Annotated in this window: 15 protein-coding genes; 9 read left to right on the top strand and 6 right to left on the bottom strand. The window is 45.7% G+C overall.

The window, feature by feature from the left end; genetic code table 11:
- Positions 1 to 699, bottom strand: coding sequence for a 5'-methylthioadenosine/S-adenosylhomocysteine nucleosidase (gene mtnN / locus GZN30_RS10400; protein ID WP_075651389.1), 699 nt, complete (start codon positions 697 to 699; stop codon positions 1 to 3).
- Between the two features lie 747 nt (positions 700 to 1,446).
- On the opposite strand from mtnN, the gene rpsO reads away from it, so the two are divergent.
- The 5 genes from rpsO (at position 1,447) to GZN30_RS10375 (ending at position 7,174) form a co-directional block, all read left to right on the top strand.
- A complete protein-coding gene (gene rpsO, locus GZN30_RS10395; protein WP_075651391.1) occupies positions 1,447 to 1,716 on the top strand; it encodes a 30S ribosomal protein S15 in 270 nt (89 codons plus the stop codon).
- 277 nt (positions 1,717 to 1,993) lie between these two features.
- Positions 1,994 to 4,123 (top strand): polyribonucleotide nucleotidyltransferase, encoded by a 2,130-nt coding sequence (gene pnp, locus GZN30_RS10390; protein ID WP_075651393.1) that lies wholly within the window; start codon positions 1,994 to 1,996, stop codon positions 4,121 to 4,123.
- 192 nt (positions 4,124 to 4,315) lie between these two features.
- On the top strand, positions 4,316 to 5,227 hold the full coding sequence (gene nlpI / locus GZN30_RS10385; protein ID WP_075651395.1) for a lipoprotein NlpI: 912 nt from the start codon (positions 4,316 to 4,318) through the stop codon (positions 5,225 to 5,227).
- A 114-nt stretch (positions 5,228 to 5,341) separates the two neighbouring features.
- Complete coding sequence (locus GZN30_RS10380; protein WP_075651397.1) at positions 5,342 to 5,755, top strand: MarR family winged helix-turn-helix transcriptional regulator; 414 nt, start codon at positions 5,342 to 5,344, stop codon at positions 5,753 to 5,755.
- 63 nt (positions 5,756 to 5,818) lie between these two features.
- The gene (locus tag GZN30_RS10375; protein WP_075651399.1) at positions 5,819 to 7,174 is read left to right on the top strand and encodes an MATE family efflux transporter; all 1,356 of its coding nucleotides are present in this window, start codon (positions 5,819 to 5,821) and stop codon (positions 7,172 to 7,174) included.
- Positions 7,175 to 7,197: 23 nt separating this feature from the next.
- Here GZN30_RS10375 and GZN30_RS10370 read toward each other — a convergent pair whose 3' ends face one another.
- From GZN30_RS10370 to GZN30_RS10350, 5 genes are all read right to left on the bottom strand, one after another.
- Positions 7,198 to 8,664: a hypothetical protein gene (locus tag GZN30_RS10370; protein ID WP_075651401.1), complete on the bottom strand. Its 1,467-nt coding sequence runs from the start codon at positions 8,662 to 8,664 to the stop codon at positions 7,198 to 7,200.
- A gap of 19 nt (positions 8,665 to 8,683) precedes the next feature.
- Positions 8,684 to 10,201, bottom strand: a complete 1,518-nt coding sequence (locus GZN30_RS10365; RefSeq protein ID WP_232060475.1) for a bifunctional metallophosphatase/5'-nucleotidase — start codon at positions 10,199 to 10,201, stop codon at positions 8,684 to 8,686.
- A gap of 285 nt (positions 10,202 to 10,486) precedes the next feature.
- Entirely contained in the window at positions 10,487 to 11,362 is an 876-nt protein-coding gene (locus tag GZN30_RS10360) for a U32 family peptidase (protein ID WP_075651405.1), read from the bottom strand.
- An 18-nt stretch (positions 11,363 to 11,380) separates the two neighbouring features.
- Complete coding sequence (gene ubiU / locus GZN30_RS10355; protein ID WP_075651407.1) at positions 11,381 to 12,394, bottom strand: ubiquinone anaerobic biosynthesis protein UbiU; 1,014 nt, start codon at positions 12,392 to 12,394, stop codon at positions 11,381 to 11,383.
- A gap of 131 nt (positions 12,395 to 12,525) precedes the next feature.
- Positions 12,526 to 14,565 (bottom strand): bifunctional diguanylate cyclase/phosphodiesterase, encoded by a 2,040-nt coding sequence (locus GZN30_RS10350; protein ID WP_075651409.1) that lies wholly within the window; start codon positions 14,563 to 14,565, stop codon positions 12,526 to 12,528.
- A 194-nt stretch (positions 14,566 to 14,759) separates the two neighbouring features.
- On the opposite strand from GZN30_RS10350, the gene ubiT reads away from it, so the two are divergent.
- The 4 genes from ubiT (at position 14,760) to rimI (ending at position 16,750) form a co-directional block, all read left to right on the top strand.
- Positions 14,760 to 15,287, top strand: coding sequence for a ubiquinone anaerobic biosynthesis accessory factor UbiT (gene ubiT, locus GZN30_RS10345; RefSeq protein ID WP_075651411.1), 528 nt, complete (start codon positions 14,760 to 14,762; stop codon positions 15,285 to 15,287).
- Positions 15,271 to 15,774, top strand: a complete 504-nt coding sequence (locus tag GZN30_RS10340; protein ID WP_075651413.1) for a GNAT family N-acetyltransferase — start codon at positions 15,271 to 15,273, stop codon at positions 15,772 to 15,774. Before ubiT ends, GZN30_RS10340 begins: the two co-directional genes overlap by 17 nt.
- Before the next feature lie 97 nt (positions 15,775 to 15,871).
- Positions 15,872 to 16,294, top strand: a complete 423-nt coding sequence (locus tag GZN30_RS10335) for a DNA polymerase III subunit psi (RefSeq protein ID WP_075651415.1) — start codon at positions 15,872 to 15,874, stop codon at positions 16,292 to 16,294.
- 6 nt (positions 16,295 to 16,300) lie between these two features.
- Complete coding sequence (rimI, locus tag GZN30_RS10330; RefSeq protein ID WP_075651417.1) at positions 16,301 to 16,750, top strand: ribosomal protein S18-alanine N-acetyltransferase; 450 nt, start codon at positions 16,301 to 16,303, stop codon at positions 16,748 to 16,750.
- Positions 16,751 to 16,811 lie beyond the last annotated feature (61 nt).

Raw genomic sequence — 16,811 nt, 5'->3', positions numbered from 1 at the left:
TTATGCTTTTAGCAATTCAACCATCTTAATCACCATTTCTGATGAGCTTTGTGCTGCAAGTGGCAGGAACTCATCAAAGCTCATGGTTGCTTCTTTGTCTGCTACGTCAGAGATAGCGCGAACCACAACAAACGGTACTTTAAATTGGTGACAAGTTTGTGCAATCGCCGCGGCTTCCATTTCTACTGCAACAACAGAAGGGAAGTGCTTGCGGATAAACTCTTGACGTTCTGCACTTGCTACGAACGCATCACCAGTACAAATCAAACCACGTACCGCGTGTTTGTCTTCCATTTGTGCTAGGGCTTGTTCCGCGATGTCCATCAATTTAGCATCAGCAATGAATGCTGCTGGCTGTTGAGCCATTTGACCGATTTCGTAACCAAATGCTGTTACGTCAGCATCGTGGTGGCGAACTTCAGTTGAGATAACCACGTCACCTAGGTTTAGGCTTGAATCAAAACCGCCAGCAGAACCGGTGTTGATCACTACGTCTGGTTGGTACTCATCCAGCAGAATAGTGGTACCTACTGCCGCAGAAACTTTACCGATACCTGATTGAAGCAGAACAACGTCAACATCGTTTAGTTGACCAGAGAAGAAAGTACAACCTGCTTTTGTTACTTCTTGGCAGTTGTCGATAGAGCCTTTAAGGATGGCAACTTCTTGTTCCATCGCACCGATGATACCGATTTTCATAGGAAATCCTGTTTATTCCAATAGCTAGCTTTTGATGGCGTAAGTGTACCAGAAACGGTGGGAATGGGAACGTTCAGCAAACGAAGCGAGCTTCGTTTGTGGAACGCACAGCAAGGCTGTGCTCACGGATGCGGGAACGTTCGGCAGCGCCTCACTGTGGGACGCTTGCTAAAGCTTCGCTTACGGAAGTGAAGGTGGGCGACGCTTAATGTACATTGATAATAGAGAGTCGAGAAATCAGTGCGGCGGGTTGCCTTTTCGCATAAAGGCACCCCATCTACCTCCCGAAGCCCAGTGATAATGGGCGTTCTCGAAGCAAAGCTTTGCTTTGCGTTCCCGTATCCGTAGCGAAGCTCGCTTCGCGTTCTATTTGCCAAGCTTCGTTTGTGGAACGCACAGTAAGGCTGTGCTCACGGATGCGGGAATGTTCGGCTGCGCCTCACTGCAGGACGTTCAATGAACTTCGATAGTAGAGAGTCGAGAAACAAGCTAGGCTGCTTGTCTTTTCGCATAAAAGCACAGCATTTACTTCCCGAAGCTCAGTTATACTGGGCGTTCTCGAAGCAAAGCTTCGCTTTGCGTTCCCGTATCCGTAGCGAAGCTTGCTTCGCGTTCTTTTTGCCAAGCTTCGCTTTGCAAAAGCTATTGCTTAACCTCTATACATACCCTATAATTCGCGCTCCTCGTACCGGCTGAATCAGAGATTGGCTGGTACAAATATTAACCTACTCTTATTAGGAGAGAATTATGTCTCTGAATGCAGAAACTAAAGCAGCAATCGTTGCTGATTACGCACGTGGCGAAGGCGACACTGGTTCACCAGAAGTACAAGTAGCACTACTAACTGCTTCTATCAACCACCTACAAGGTCACTTCAAAGCTCACAAAGGCGACCACCACAGCCGTCGTGGTCTACTACGCATGGTTTCTCGCCGTCGTAAGCTTCTAGACTACCTAAAAGGTAAAGATCTAGGTCGTTACCAAGACCTAATCGCTCGTCTAGGTCTACGTCGCTAATAGCGACTGCTTAGCAGTTTGTCAGAAAAGGGGCTTTATGCCCCTTTTTTGTTGGCTAAATTTAGCCAAATCCAACGAATGCCGTTATACTACGCACGGCTGAACCTCGTTTCGGGGTTTTCTCTATAGTTCATTGCATTACAGTCAACCACGTCGACCAAAAGGTCGCGACTATTAAAAGGAAACTTACAAAAGTTTCTTTTCACTAGTCGCGATTCGTAGTGCCTTGAGCTTTTATTTATATATTCTGAGCGCAGCTCAGAGACAAGGATTAACAATGTTCGAAAAACCAGTTGTTAAAACGTTCCAGTACGGTAACCACACGGTTACTCTAGAAACTGGCGTTATCGCACGTCAAGCTACTGCAGCTGTTATGGTTACTATGGACGATACTGCGGTATTCGTTTCTGTAGTAGGTAAAAAAGAAGCGGTTGCAGGTCAAGACTTCTTCCCGCTAACAGTAAACTACCAAGAGCGTACTTACGCGGCAGGTAAAATCCCTGGTGGTTTCTTCAAGCGTGAAGGTCGTCCTTCTGAAGGTGAAACGCTAACGGCTCGTCTAATCGACCGCCCAATCCGTCCTCTATTCCCAGAGGGTTTCACTAACGAAGTACAAGTTATTGCAACTGTAGTTTCTGTTAACCCAGACGTACAACCAGATATCCCAACAATGATTGGTACATCTGCAGCGCTTGCTATCTCTGGTATCCCATTCAATGGTCCTATCGGTGCAGCACGTGTTGGTCACATTGACGGTCAACTAGTACTAAACCCAAGCAACACTGAACTAAACGCATCTCGTCTAGACCTAGTGGTTGCGGGTACTGAATCTGCAGTTCTAATGGTTGAGTCAGAAGCTGACAACCTAACTGAAGAAGAAATGCTATCTGCAGTTGTATTTGGTCACGACCAACAACAAGCTGTGATCAAAGCGATCAACGAATTCGCAGCAGAAGTTGCGACCCCGTCTTGGAACTGGGTTGCGCCTGAAGCGAACACAGCTCTAAACGAGAAAGTGGCAGATCTAGCAGAAGCTAAACTAGTAGAAGCTTACCAAATCACTGAAAAGATGGCTCGTTACGACCGTATCCATGAGATTGCGGCAGAAGTTAACGCAGTTATCCTTGCTGAAGATCCAGAAGCAGATGCGAAAGAAATTCACACTATCTTCCACGATCTAGAGAAGACAGTTGTTCGTCGCAGCATCATCGCTGGTAACCCACGTATCGACGGTCGTGAAAAAGACATGGTTCGTGCACTAGACGTACGTACTGGTGTTCTTCCACGTACTCACGGTTCTTCGCTATTCACTCGTGGTGAAACTCAGGCACTAGTAACGGCGACTCTAGGTACTCAACGTGATGCGCAAATCATCGACGAGCTAACTGGTGAGAAGAAAGATTACTTCCTACTACACTACAACTTCCCTCCATACTGTGTAGGCGAAACTGGTTTTGTAGGTTCTCCTAAGCGTCGTGAAATCGGTCACGGTAAACTAGCGAAGCGTGGTATTGCAGCAGTAATGCCATCAATCGATGAGTTCCCATACACTGTACGTGTAGTATCAGAAATCACTGAATCTAACGGTTCATCTTCAATGGCTTCTGTATGTGGTACTTCTCTAGCGCTTATGGACGCTGGTGTGCCAATCAAGGCTTCTGTTGCGGGTATCGCAATGGGTCTTGTTAAAGAAGGCGATGACTTCGTTGTTCTTTCTGACATTCTTGGTGATGAAGACCACCTAGGTGATATGGACTTTAAAGTAGCAGGTACAAACACTGGTATCACTGCACTACAAATGGACATCAAGATCGAAGGTATCACTAAAGAGATCATGCAAATTGCGCTTAACCAAGCTCAAGGTGCACGTAAGCACATCCTATCTGTAATGGATCAAGCTATCTCTGGTGCTCGTGACGATATCTCTGAATTCGCTCCTCGCATTCACACAATGAAGATCAGCGCAGAGAAGATCAAAGACGTTATCGGTAAAGGTGGTGCAGTTATCCGTGCTCTAACGGAAGAAACTGGTACAACTATCGAAATCGAAGATGACGGCACAATCAAGATCGCAGCAACTGAAGGTGCAGCGGCGAAAGAAGCTATCCGTCGTATCGAAGAGATCACTGCTGAAGTTGAAGTAGGCCGTATCTACACGGGTAAAGTTGCTCGTCTAGCTGACTTTGGTGCATTCGTAACAGTACTACCTGGTAAAGACGGCCTAGTACACATTTCTCAAATCTCTGAGAAGCGTGTTGAGAAGGTGTCTGACTACCTAACTGAAGGTCAAGAAGTTCAAGTTAAAGTACTTGAGATTGACCGTCAGGGTCGTGTACGTCTAAGCATGAAAGAAGCTGTTGAGAAGCCAGCAGAAGAAGCTGAAAAGCCAGCTGCTGACGCTGAGTAATCTGGTATCCTATTAGCCTAGTCGGCTAAAAGCATGCTATAAAGGGAGCGGTGAGCTCCCTTTTTTTATGCCCAATAAACTATCTGGCATTAAATTGGGTTGGAGTAATGCTAGCGAGCGAGTGAACTTCCGCTAGACGTGTGACTCTTAGGGTATAGACTCATAATAAGTAGGAAATAGGAGTATGTGTTCGTGAAATGGTTTCAAACCGTAACGCTAGGCTTAAGCATGTTAATTGCGACGGGCTGTGCTACAACAGCGGATAAACAGCAGTGGTTTTATCCACCAATGGCGGTGCCCTTGCAAGCAAGTATGCAGCAAGAAGTACAGATTGCGCGTTTGTCTCAATTACTCCTTCGTCCTAATCTTTCTGACGAACTGCGTGCGAAAATGTTGTATGAGCGTGGTAGCTACTATGACAGTGTTGGTCTACGTGATCTGGCTCGCTTAGACTACAGCCAATCTTTGCAAATTAACCCAGCTCAATCGGAATTGTTCAACTTATTAGGTGTTTACTACACCCAAGTGGGTGAGTTTGATGCCGCGTATGAAGCGTTTGATTCGACGATTGATCTTGACCCAAGTAACTCTTACGCGGTACGTAACCGAGCGATAGCACTTTACTATGGCGACCGGATCGATCTCGCTTTAGAGGATATTGAAGCGCATTATGCAGAAGATCCAAGTGACCCTTTCCGTGCATTGTGGCTCTATCTCGTTAAGCTGGAAAAAGACCCGCAAGCGGCTCGTAAGCAATTACTCGATCTTTACCAAAAGCGCGACAACCAATGGGGTTGGGTGCTAGTGGCGATCACTCTCGGTGAAGTGTCAGAAGAACAAACCTTTAAAGCGATTTTTGCTGGCACGCGCGATAACACAGTATTGGCACAGCGTCTGACAGAAGCGTACTTCTATTTAGGTAAGCGTTATCAACATCAAGGTGATTTCGCCAGTGCAATTTCGATGTACAAATTGGCCATATCACTCAACGTTTACGAGTATGTTGAACATCGTTATTCATTCCTTGAGTTGACCAGAATCTTTAATGAAGTGAAAGCAGAGCAAGTTGCCAAAGCGAAGCTTGAGCAAGCTAAACAGCAATAAAGTCACTTTTATAGAAGAGCTTGAATATTTTAAACCACCTGCGGGTGGTTTTTTATTGCACAATTTTCGATAATCACTAAAATAGTTAGCCTTGCTAACTAATGGGATCCTAGTATGCATTTAGAAGAGAGTTTGATGGACTTAGAACGCTTTTGCTCTAAGGCTTGGCGACAGCATGGCAATGATGATCCTATGTGCCAGTTGAGCTTTAATGAGTTCGATTACTTAAAAGTTATCCAGCAGTACCCTCAAGGTGTGCGGATTACTGATTTAGCACAAGAGCTCTGTGTATCTAAGCCCTCGGCTTCGAATATGGTCACTCGATTAGCGAAAAAGAACTTGGTTGGCACCATTGCTTGCAGTGAAGATGCACGAGCTAAGCGCGTGGTGTTAACCGACTGGGTGATTGAAAATATGTCGTTTGAGCGGGTGGTATACCAACAAATTGCGACCGATTTGAATGCTCAATTGAGTAAACAGGAAGCGAAGCAATTGGTGCAATTGCTGAATAAAGCACTTAAAAAATAAAAATTTATCCATTTAGTTAGCTATGCTAACTAGTGTCGCAGGACACATTTTCTTGGTGAGAAGATGCAAGTATCTATTTATAAACAGTTTTGGCGTTATGCCATCCCTACTGTCGCTGCTATGTTGGTCAACGGCCTCTATCAGGTGGTTGATGGGATTTTTATCGGTCGTTATGTTGGTGCGGAAGGCCTCGCGGGGATCAACGTAGCTTGGCCTGTGATCGGTTCCATTTTAGGTATCGGTATGCTGGTGGGGGTTGGTACCGGGGCGCTTGCATCAATCAAGCAAGGTGAAGGTAATCAAGCCGGTGCAAGAGCAACACTGGCGACCGGTTTGCTACTACTGCTAGTGCTTGCGCCTGTGGTGTCGTTTGTGTTGTACATGTTTGCCGATAGCTTTTTACTTTGGCAAGGTGCACAAGGTCGTGTACTTGAGCTTGGTTCACAGTACTTACATATTTTGATTTTTGCCTGTGTATTTTCATTGGGGTCGATTGCTGCGCCGTTTCTATTGCGTAATGACGATAGCCCTAATCTAGCCACACTGTTAATGGTGGTGGGTGCAGTGGTGAACATCATTCTTGACTATGTATTTATCGCTCACCTTGGCTGGGAGTTGGAAGGGGCCGCTATCGCGACTGCAATTGCGCAGATGGTGGTGACGACACTGGGTGTCGGCTACTTCTTCTCAAGCAAGGCTAAGATGCGCTTGAGCTTGGCTGACTTGCGTATCCAGTTCGGTGAGGTACCACAAATTGCGGCTATTGGTGTTTCAAGCTTCTTTATGTACGCCTATGGTTCGATGATGGTGGCGTTGCACAACAGTCTGTTTGCTGAATACGGCAGTTCGGTACTCATCGGTGCGTATGCGATTTTGGGTTATATCGTGACGGTTTACTATTTGGTTGTCGAAGGCTTTGCTAACGGTATGCAGCCTTTGGTTAGCTACAACCATGGGGCGCGAAATCAAGACAATATCCGCAAACTGCTTGGTGTGGCGATGGGCAGTGCCGTGTTTGGCGGTTTGGCGTTTGTTATCCTGTTGAACTTGTTCCCACGTGAGTTTGTTTCGGTATTTAACTCGAGTGATGCCACGTTGATGGACAATGCCGTGATTGGTATTCGCCTACATATGTTTGCCATGTTCTTAGATGGCTTCTTGGTGGTGGCGGGTGCTTATTACCAATCGATCAACAAGGGCAGCAAGGCGATGTTTGTTACTGTGGGTAATATGGTCATTCAATTGCCATTCTTGTTTATTATGCCAAAACTAATGGGTATACCGGGTATTTGGATTGCCTACCCATTATCGAATGTGGCATTAAGCGTCGTGGTGGCTTGGATGCTATGGCGTGATGTGAAGCGCATGATTTTGCCACCAACACAGCCGCCAGTTGAGCCTATGACTCTAGCCAACTAACAATCAACAGGGGATAAGGTTACTTATCCCCTGTTGCTATTTTCAATCGCAGCATTGTTCAACTGCTCCACTATCGCGGAGATAGAGTGGGCTGAAGCTGCTAGTGACGAGTTAATTCTTGGGCTATCCACCAGTAAGTAGTTGTGCAGGTAGCGGTATATCGTTTGCCACTGCTGAACTCGGGTGACACTGAGTTTGCTGGCGTAGCTATCAGGTAGCCATAACGTGAACTGCTGACAAAACTGCTCAGCCACATTGAGATGGCGTGGCAGCAAAGGTGTGAGTTGTTCCTGAGTTTTATCAGTGTGTGACGTCAGCACCCCGATTCCCACTTGATGTGTTGTCTGTTTATCACTGACGAATAGTTTGTGCCATTTTTCATTCCACCAACTTAAAGTGCGCTGTTGATTGATTGACTCAGTTTGCTGACTATTGAGCGTATGGTGATAGTAGTAAAGTGCCGTATCGCCGGCTTTGACACGGGCACTAAACGAGGTAATGGCAGCACCACGAATAAAGCTCTCATGTTCGAGTAGCCAATTCAATGCGACGTGACTTGGCAGATGTTGATATAAGTTTTGCATATGCGCATGGGCGGCATAAACCGGGCGTAGTAATGCATTATGTGTGCTTTTTTCAAGTCTTAGTTGCCCATGCTGTGGCTCACAATAGGCAATCTGATCAAATTGACTACGGGCTAAAATTTTTTGATAGGTTTGCTCGGCGCGATTGAGTACATCAGGTTCATGGCTTAGTGACGACTCTTTTGTCTTTGCTTGATACTGAGCATCTGCCTGCCAATTCGCGGCTGGATTGGCATGACCTTGGTTATTGATCAATGCGTTGTCGGAAATGAGATAAACATAACCGCTGTGGCTATCAAGGGTACAAAGAGTCCATAGATGAGCAGCATGCTGCTTGGCATTTGAACTTAAGCCAGAGCGGCAGCGTTGCCGATAAGTGAAGCTGTACCAATTGAGAGTTGTTGTGAGTGTTAATTCCTTTTGTTCAATCCAACGTGAATATTGGTTAAGTAGTTGGCAAAGTTGCTGCAAATGCTGGCTGAAGACCTTATTTGTCAATCCAAGTTGGGACTGTAACTTGTCCGGTGTGATACCCGATAGAAGCGCATCTAGCCAAGGTTGTAACCGCTTTGCCTGTTGGTTGGGATTGGTTAAGGTGTGGACCTGCATGCAGTGTTGGCATTGGATGCGTTGACTGCCTGTTGGTGTATGACCATAGCGCAGCCACGATGCTGGCTTGCAATCACAGTTCTTATTCGGGTAATGATGGAATTGGTACTGTTGAAGTTGCGCAGCCAGCGTTAAGATTGGCTCGTTTAACAGCACCGGCGGGAAGGCACCACATAAATTGCAGTGCCATGCCAGATAGCCGAGTCGCTCGGAGAATTGATATAGGTTTTGATCTGGGTTACCGCAATTGCGGCAACCAAATGTCTTACAACCGTTATAGTTCTGGCGAAAGGACAAGGCTCATATTCTCTATAGATTACTCTTGGCGGCTGATATCCACTTGGCGACCAAGTTTCGGTACGGTGATGCTCTCACGTTGTTTAAACTGCTCAATCAACACTTGCATCACTGGCTCACCCTGAGACAGTGGCTTGCCTTCGGCAAACACATGATAGCCATCACCACCGCTTGCTGCATATGAATAGGTTGCTACGCTGTACTGGCGGTTGTCATCAACTGGTTTGCCATTGATATTGAGGCTAATTAAACGCTGGTTTTCTGGCTTAGTGCTGTCGTATTTTGCTTCGATTCCAGAGAATTGTGCTAGACCGTAAGGCAGAGTGTAGCTGTATTCCAGCAGCTGTTTTACTTGCTGACCGCTGATCGACACGACCGCAAGTTTATCGGTAAATGGGAACACGTTCATTACATTTTCCAAAGTGACATCACCTTGGTTTAGATCGACACGAATACTGCCTGAGCTCATCATGGCGATATCAGCTTTACCCGCATCGCGCATCATATCCGCGACTAAGTTGCCAATATTTGATTCACGGTAGTAACGACGAAACGCTGTATCGTCGATGGTGGCGATAGTTTGGTTTAGCTCTGGGAATTGCTGACGTGCATTATCGATAAGCTCACCGGTTTTTTCATCACGTTTGAGTTTATCGGCTTCAACAGGGATCAGTTTACCGTTGAGGAATTTCACGCGGTTACTGTCAGTATCCACTTCAAACTTGGTGTAGCCAAGGTACTTGCCTTGACCAAAAGTCAGACCCACCACAGTACCTGTTTCTGGATGCACCACAGGTTTCCACAGACCATGATCAGAGTGACCGCCAAAGATGACATCAACATTTTTTAGCTGACCTGCCATGGCGTAGTCTTCATCAAAACCGCGTTGCACTTCAGGATCGGCTTCCTTGTCGGTTTGCATTGGCGCGGTTTTATTTTGGTGAGTCAGTACCACGATCATATCGACGTCGTCATGGATTTTATCCACCCAGAACTGCGTGACAGCAATTGGGTCATCAATGGTCAAACCCTTACGATTGCCTTTCCACATGGTGTTGTAGAACGCATCAATCCCCATAACACCAACCACACCAATACGTACACCATCACGCTCAACGATAGTGTATGGCTGAGCGAATGGTGCATCGTTTTGCTCAAATTTGATGTTGGCATTCAATACCGGATAAGCCGCACGTGGCATGGTTTCTTTTAGCGTTTTCCAACCATACTCAAATTCATGGTTACCTAAAGTAATCGCGTCATAACCCATTGCACTGTAGAGATCGAACGCCAGTTTGCCTTGCGTTTTCTTTGACAGTGAACCGGTAAAGATATCACCAGCATCAAATAGGAAGCTGGTCTCTTCTTCAGCTTGCACTTGTTTAATCAGTGAAGCTAAGTAAGGGATACCGCCAATACGGGTAATATCAGGATTCCAGAACGCATCAACCGGTTCGTAAACGCTTTCGATATCGTTGGTGTGTAATAGGGTGATCTCCTTTACTTCAGCATGTGCAGAAAAAGAGCTTGTCATCATAAGCGCACCTAGGGACAAGGCTAGGCGAGTTTTGGTTAGAGTTTTCATGGTTTTAAACTAAGAAATTGCAAGCGGATGGAATGGCGCAGAATATAAATAACCCGCCAGGCTTAATTAGTGAGTAAAGTCACAATAAAGAGCAAACGTTTGCTTGGCTTTCAGTAAAGTTTCCATATTTGTTGGTAAGGTAAAGAAAGCGAGAAATGAGAGTTAAGAATTGAGAAGCAGGAAAAGAGAGCAAAAAACCAACCCGGAGGTTGGTTTTTGTATCGAATAAGTACAAGCTTACGACTGGATTTCAAGACCTGCTAGACGGTGCCAGTAGCCATTACATTGGCGATCAGCAATCTTAATTGGGTTTTGACCTTGCTCGTTGGCGCGGAAACGATCCAGCTCTGAGAAGGTATCTAAACCAAGTGGGCTTAGGCGAACGACATCAACTAAACCTTCCATACTTGGGAGATCGTTGATCAGGTTGTAGCAGTAACCAGACTGAGTTTGGATGCCGTTAAGGTTAAACACTTCCTGACCTTCTTGGCTGCTTACTTGAATGCCCGTTGGGTATTTAATACAGCAAGTTTCGCAATCGTCTTTGGCTTTGTTTTCTGCGCGCGCAGTAAAGCAGCGTGCTGAGTAAGCCAATGGTAGGTAGCCATGGCTAAACACTTCCACTTCAAACTTATCGCGAATACCCAGAGTTTCACACTGCGTCATGACGTTACTTAGCCATTCACGAGAAAGCTCGACAGGCATACACCAACGTACCATACCTTGTTTTAAAAACAGGTTTAGGGTGTGGGCGTTGTAAGTGTTGATCGCCGGACCAACCACGAAAGGTACTTTGTTTTCAAACGCCAGTTGTACGCCAGATACATCGTTAGCTTCAATGGTGAAGTCACCATTGTCGATGTACTTTTTCATCACGTTAACTTCGCTTGGTGCTTCTAAAAGCGCCATGGTCGAAAGCACAACTTGCTTGCCTGAATCTGCCAAGTCTTTGGCGATCTCAAACCAATGCGCAGGTTTCATCTCACGACGTTTAGAGCACACCGTCTCACCCAAGTAGATGATATCAGCAGAACTCTGTTTTGCTTGTTGGTAAAAGCTTTCTACATCTTGTTTTGGCCAAAAGTAGAGAAGTGGACCAAGTGCGTATTTCATCAATATCTTCCTAAACTTTTATTGCCATTTACGATGGTAAGCGCCAAGGGTGGTTTGCGTACCTTCTGATACGTTAGCCAGTGCTGCATCCCAAGCAGCATCAACATGATACGCTTCTGGGTTCGCTTGGTAACGATCAATCGCCGCACGCCAAGTACGCGTTACTTGCTCGACATAAGCCGGGCTGCGTTGACGACCTTCAATTTTCACTGATGCAACATTGGCTGCGAACAGCTCAGGTAGCAGTGATAGGGTGTTTAGGCTGGTTGGTTCTTCAAGTGCATGGTAACGCTTAGCTTCGCCTTCAATATCAGCCACAAAACGACCCTTACACAGCGTAGGATAGCCAGTGTTCTCGCCGTCACTATAGCGATCGATAAGGATATCGTTTAGGCGTGTTTCAAGACCTTGCGGAGTCTCTTGCCAGCGCACATATTTGGCTGGAGAACAAGCACCAACAGTGTTTGGCGACTCGCCTGTCATGTAAGACGACAGGTAGCAGCGACCTTCAGACATAATGCACAGGCTACCAAAAGCAAACACTTCCAACTCAACATCGCTGGTCATGTTACGCGACAGCTGTTTTACCTGGTGAATTGATAGTACGCGCGGCAGTACCACACGTTTAACATTGAAGTTGTTCTTATAGAAATCAATCGCCGCAACGTTAGTTGCAGAAGCCTGAACTGAAAGGTGAAGCTCTAGGTCTGGGTATTTACGTGATGCGTAATCCAGTACCGCGATATCGGCTACAATCAGGGCATCTACGCCAACATCAGCAGCGCGGTCAACCGCATTGGTCCAACGTTCAAAACCATCTGGATGCGCAAAAGTATTTAACGCAACATGGATTTTTTTATTGTTGTCGTGCACATACTGCACCGCTTTATCCAGTTTCTTACCGGTAAAGTTCAGACCAGCAAAGTGGCGGGCGTTGGTATCATCTTTGAAGCCGATGTACACCGCATCAGCACCGCAATCAATAGCGGTTTTTAAAGCAGGTAAATTACCTGCAGGGCATAGGAGTTCCATTGCTTACAAAATTCTATTACTTCTGTGATTGTCCGCATTTTATGAAGGATTGTGAATGGCAAATTTGATGTAAGGCAGGTTTAAGTGAGTTAGCCGACCAGCAAGTTAAAAAAAGTCGGCTAAAAGTTAAATTAATTCTTATGACGACGGTTTTGCACAAACAATTCTTCTACTTCTTGTTTCGGTTGCGGACGATAGAAATGGAAGCCTTGAATCGAGTTACAGTTGAGATTAGAGAGTAGCGTCGCTTGTTGTTGGGTTTCCACCCCTTCTGCTACCACGCTCAAATTGAGCGATTTGCCCAAGTTAATAATGTTCTCAATCACCGTAACTTGTTTGGGAAGGATATCGATTTCATTGATAAACGCGCGGTCAATTTTTAGCTCGTCTAGTGGGAATCGTGCCAGATAAGCCAAAGACGAATAGCCCGTGCCGAAGTCATCAATAGAAAGCGCAAAACCAAGCTTTTTAATGGCGTTGAGCATTTGTAAGGTGTGGGCACTGTCACTCATCACCGCACTTTCGGTGAGCTCAAAAGTAATACAGCTTGGATCCAGCTCAGTGCTACGCAGCAGCTTTTCCATGTAATCGATAAGCTTTGGATTGCCGAACTGTTCTGGTGATAGGTTAATCGCCACACGACCAGGAAGAATGCCTTGTAACTTCCAACGCTTAACCGTGGTGAATACTTCGCGCATCACCACGCGACCAAGGTTCTCAATAAGACCGGCTTTTTCCGCGACAGGAATAAACGCTCCTGGACTGATGTAGCCTTCGACAGGATGTTTCCAGCGAACCAGTGCCTCCGCGCCGTTAATACTAAAATCACGCGCGTTAACTTTTGGTTGATACCACACCTCAAGGCCATTTTGCTGTAAGGCTTTTTGTAGCTCAATCTCTAGCCATAAACGCATGCGCGCTTCTTTATTCATCTGATCGTTGAATTTGATCAGACGATTGCGCCCACGTTCTTTGGCTTCATACATTGCTGTATCTGCATTTTGCAGCAGAATACGAGCGTCGTTGCCATCACCAGGGTAACTCACACTGCCGATAGAACAAGCAAGACGTTTACTGAAATGGTGCAGATCAAACGGCTGGTTAATCAGTGAAATAATTCGGTCGGCTAGGGTTTCTGCCATGCGCGCATTTTCAGGCTCAGGCAAGACCAAACCAAATTCATCCCCTCCTAAATGCCCAAGTACCGCTTGTTGCGGCAGTAGACGCTTAAGACGTGATGAAACTTCTTTGATCACTTTGTCGCCGATATGGTGACCGAGAGAATCGTTAATGTTTTTGAAGTTGTCGATATCAAGATAGAGCATGATCAATGGCGTTTCATTTTTGACCATTTGCTCTAGGCGTTTGGTGAAACCAAAGCGGTTATATAATCCCGTCAGCGAGTCGATATGCGCATCTTCATGAATGGAAGTACTGATCTTCTTCGGCGATTTCTCGGCATCTTGAATCAACACCAGTAGTGAATCATTGCCTAATAATGCTGCTTTTGCTGATTGCAGTTGTACTTTACGCTCAAAGCTGCAGCGAGGTCCGGTTAGACAACGCAGTGGTGTTTCTTGGAGCAAATGCGAAAGTTTGTTGTTGAAAATGGTTTTGCTATTTTCATCAATAAACAGGCGTGACAGTTCTTCACCTAATAAGTCGTTGACCGAATCAAAGCCCAATAAACGAATTGCCGCAGGGTTGGCGGATATGATGCAGTCATTTTCGACCAGTAACAGACCGTCAGGCAATAGATGGGTTAGGGCGGTGAATTTACTTTCCGATTCTTCCAGCGAGCGGACTAGCAGCTGCTTTTCAGAGGTATCTACCGCATGAAAAGCGACATACTGAACTTGCTCATCGTATTGAATCGGTGAAAATGTGCATGACAGGCTGGTTTCGATCTCGAGATTGAGCAGTGAAATTTCGGTTTCAATGTGCTCACCTGAAAAAGCGAGTTCATAGTAAGGTTTGAACTGTTGGTAGAGTTGTTGACCTAAAATTGCCGCATCATTCATGCCGATGAGTTCATCGTTACTTAAACCTGATATCTCACAGTAACGATCATTCACCATCACATAATTGTGTTGGTTATCGATAATGGCCGAGAAAAATGGTCCTTTGGCCGTGATTTGTTGAAACCAATGCTGAAATTGTTGCGATGGCATTAAAGGGCTACCAATTCTCCAAAGATAGAAACAAAGCGCGACAGAGTCCTTGTGGCGTAAGTACTAATATAACTTTGATCTCAGCGAGATGAAAGAGTTAGCGCCATGTGGTCATTTATTGATTCACAACAGGTATCGCAAGCGTGGGTTCTATTATCATCCTGACATCATTTACAAAGTAACGGATAACCTGCGTGATTAACAAGATTCGCACTCAATTAGTTCAAAATGCAGCATCAATTTTGCGATCTCCAGTCCACTTATTGCCTCAATCTGTTCAAAAAAAAGCCTTGCTTGATGGGCTTAAATTGGTATTCAAAGAAGCGCTTGAAGATGGCGACTTTGAGTTCCTTGAAGACAAGTGGTTAAAAGTTGAAATCAAAGATATGAAACTGGCTTGGTACATTAGCTACCAAGATGAAAAACTGGTTGTAGCGGATAGCCCAGTGGCTGAAGATGTTTCGTTTAGTGGTAATCTAAACGACTTAGTGCTTATTGCGGGTCGTAAAGAAGATCCAGATACACTTTTCTTCCAACGTCGCCTGTCTATTGAAGGTGATACTGAGCTAGGTCTAGAAGTAAAAAACCTCATGGATAGTGTTGACCTCGAACTTCTGCCTAAGCCAATGCAAATTTTGCTTAATCAACTGGCTGACTTCGTGCATAAAGGCGTACAATCGCCAGCAATGCAAAAAGAGGTAGCACATGCTTATACGAACTGAAGCTCCAGCGGACATTCTGGTTATCGATCGCTTGCTCAAAGAAACCTTTGAGACTGAAGCGGAAGCAAACTTAGTCATGTCTTTACGAGAGAACGGCAAATTAACCTTGTCGTTGGTCGCTTGCAATGATGAAGGCGAAGTCGTCGGTCATGCAATGTTTAGCCCAGTAACACTCGAAGGTGAAGACCTCAATTGGCAAGGATTAGCGCCAGTAGCGGTGCGCGAGGATGTTCGTAAACAAGGCATTGCCGAGAGCATGGTGCGTGAGGGGTTGGAGTCACTGCGTGACTTTGGCTACCCAGCTTGTGTGGTGCTGGGTGATCCTGCTTACTATTCACGCTTTGGTTTCAGTGCCGCAGAACAACACAACTTCCGTTGTCAGTGGGATGTGCCTGCGGGTGCATTTCAAGTGCTTGCCATCGCGGCTGATGAGTTCGCCGAACGTGGTGGTCTGATTGAGTACAGCCCGGAATTTACTGATCTATAGGTCGGTAAATTGAATGATAAAAAGGGACTGCGGTCCCTTTTTTGTTGTGTGTTGATTTGTGGTAGCATTAGCGACCAATTTTTAGAGAACAGCACTCATGCAAACAGATCCGATGGCATATTTATCCGAAATGGGTATCGACCAGTATCAGTTGATGCACGCACAACGGTTGACTGGTTACCAAACCGTGTCTATTAGCTTGCCGTCTGATTGTAAGTTGCTGTTGATCTCACCGGTGTTACCTCAAGGTAGCCAAGCCGAGTTTTTACAACGTGTACTGAAAAGCATGCAGTTAACTCTTGAGCAAGTTCGTCACCTCTATCCACAGCAGTTCTCGCAACTGGACGCGTCTCAGTTAGAGCAGTCGGTGGAATGGGCATGGTTTGCGGGTTGCTTGAGTTCTGAGCTGACTGGTACGCAGCCAATAACGAAAGTACTTAACTCGCCGCTGTTAAGTGATATCGACGGTAACAATGAGCAACGTAAAGCGTTGTGGCAGCAAATCTGTTCATACTCTTAGTTTATTATGACATTACAATTTCTTTCTCTTGCCGCTGAACATCTTGATGATGTTTGGGCAATCGAGCAGCAGGCGCATAGCCACCCATGGGCAGAATCGATGATTCGTGATTTAAACAGTCGCGGTGCTGCACATCATGTCTTGCTCGATGATCAGCAAGTCGTGGGCTATTTTTATGCGCAGAATATCGTTGGTGAAGTCACTTTACTGAATATCGCCATTGCCCCGCAGCATCAAGGCAAGGGGTATGGTAAAGCCTTGTTAGAGCACTTTCTTGAAGTGTGTGAAAATGCGCAAGCAGAAAGTGCCTGGCTGGAAGTTCGTGAGAGTAATAACAAAGCTTTTTCTCTCTATGAATCCGCCGGTTTTAATGAAGTGGACCGCCGTAAAAATTACTATCCAACCGCCAGCGGTAACGAAGATGCGATTATCATGAGCTATTTATTCCTTTTCTGATTTGCCCCGCAAAGGAATATAAGCGAAAATACCGCGCAAAATTGAATCAAATCCCGTTTGT

Origin of the sequence: Vibrio ponticus (assembly GCF_009938225.1) — a bacterium.
Lineage (GTDB): Bacteria > Pseudomonadota > Gammaproteobacteria > Enterobacterales > Vibrionaceae > Vibrio > Vibrio ponticus.
Note: the sequence above shows the minus strand (reverse complement) of the source record. Positions and strands in the feature narration are given on the sequence as shown.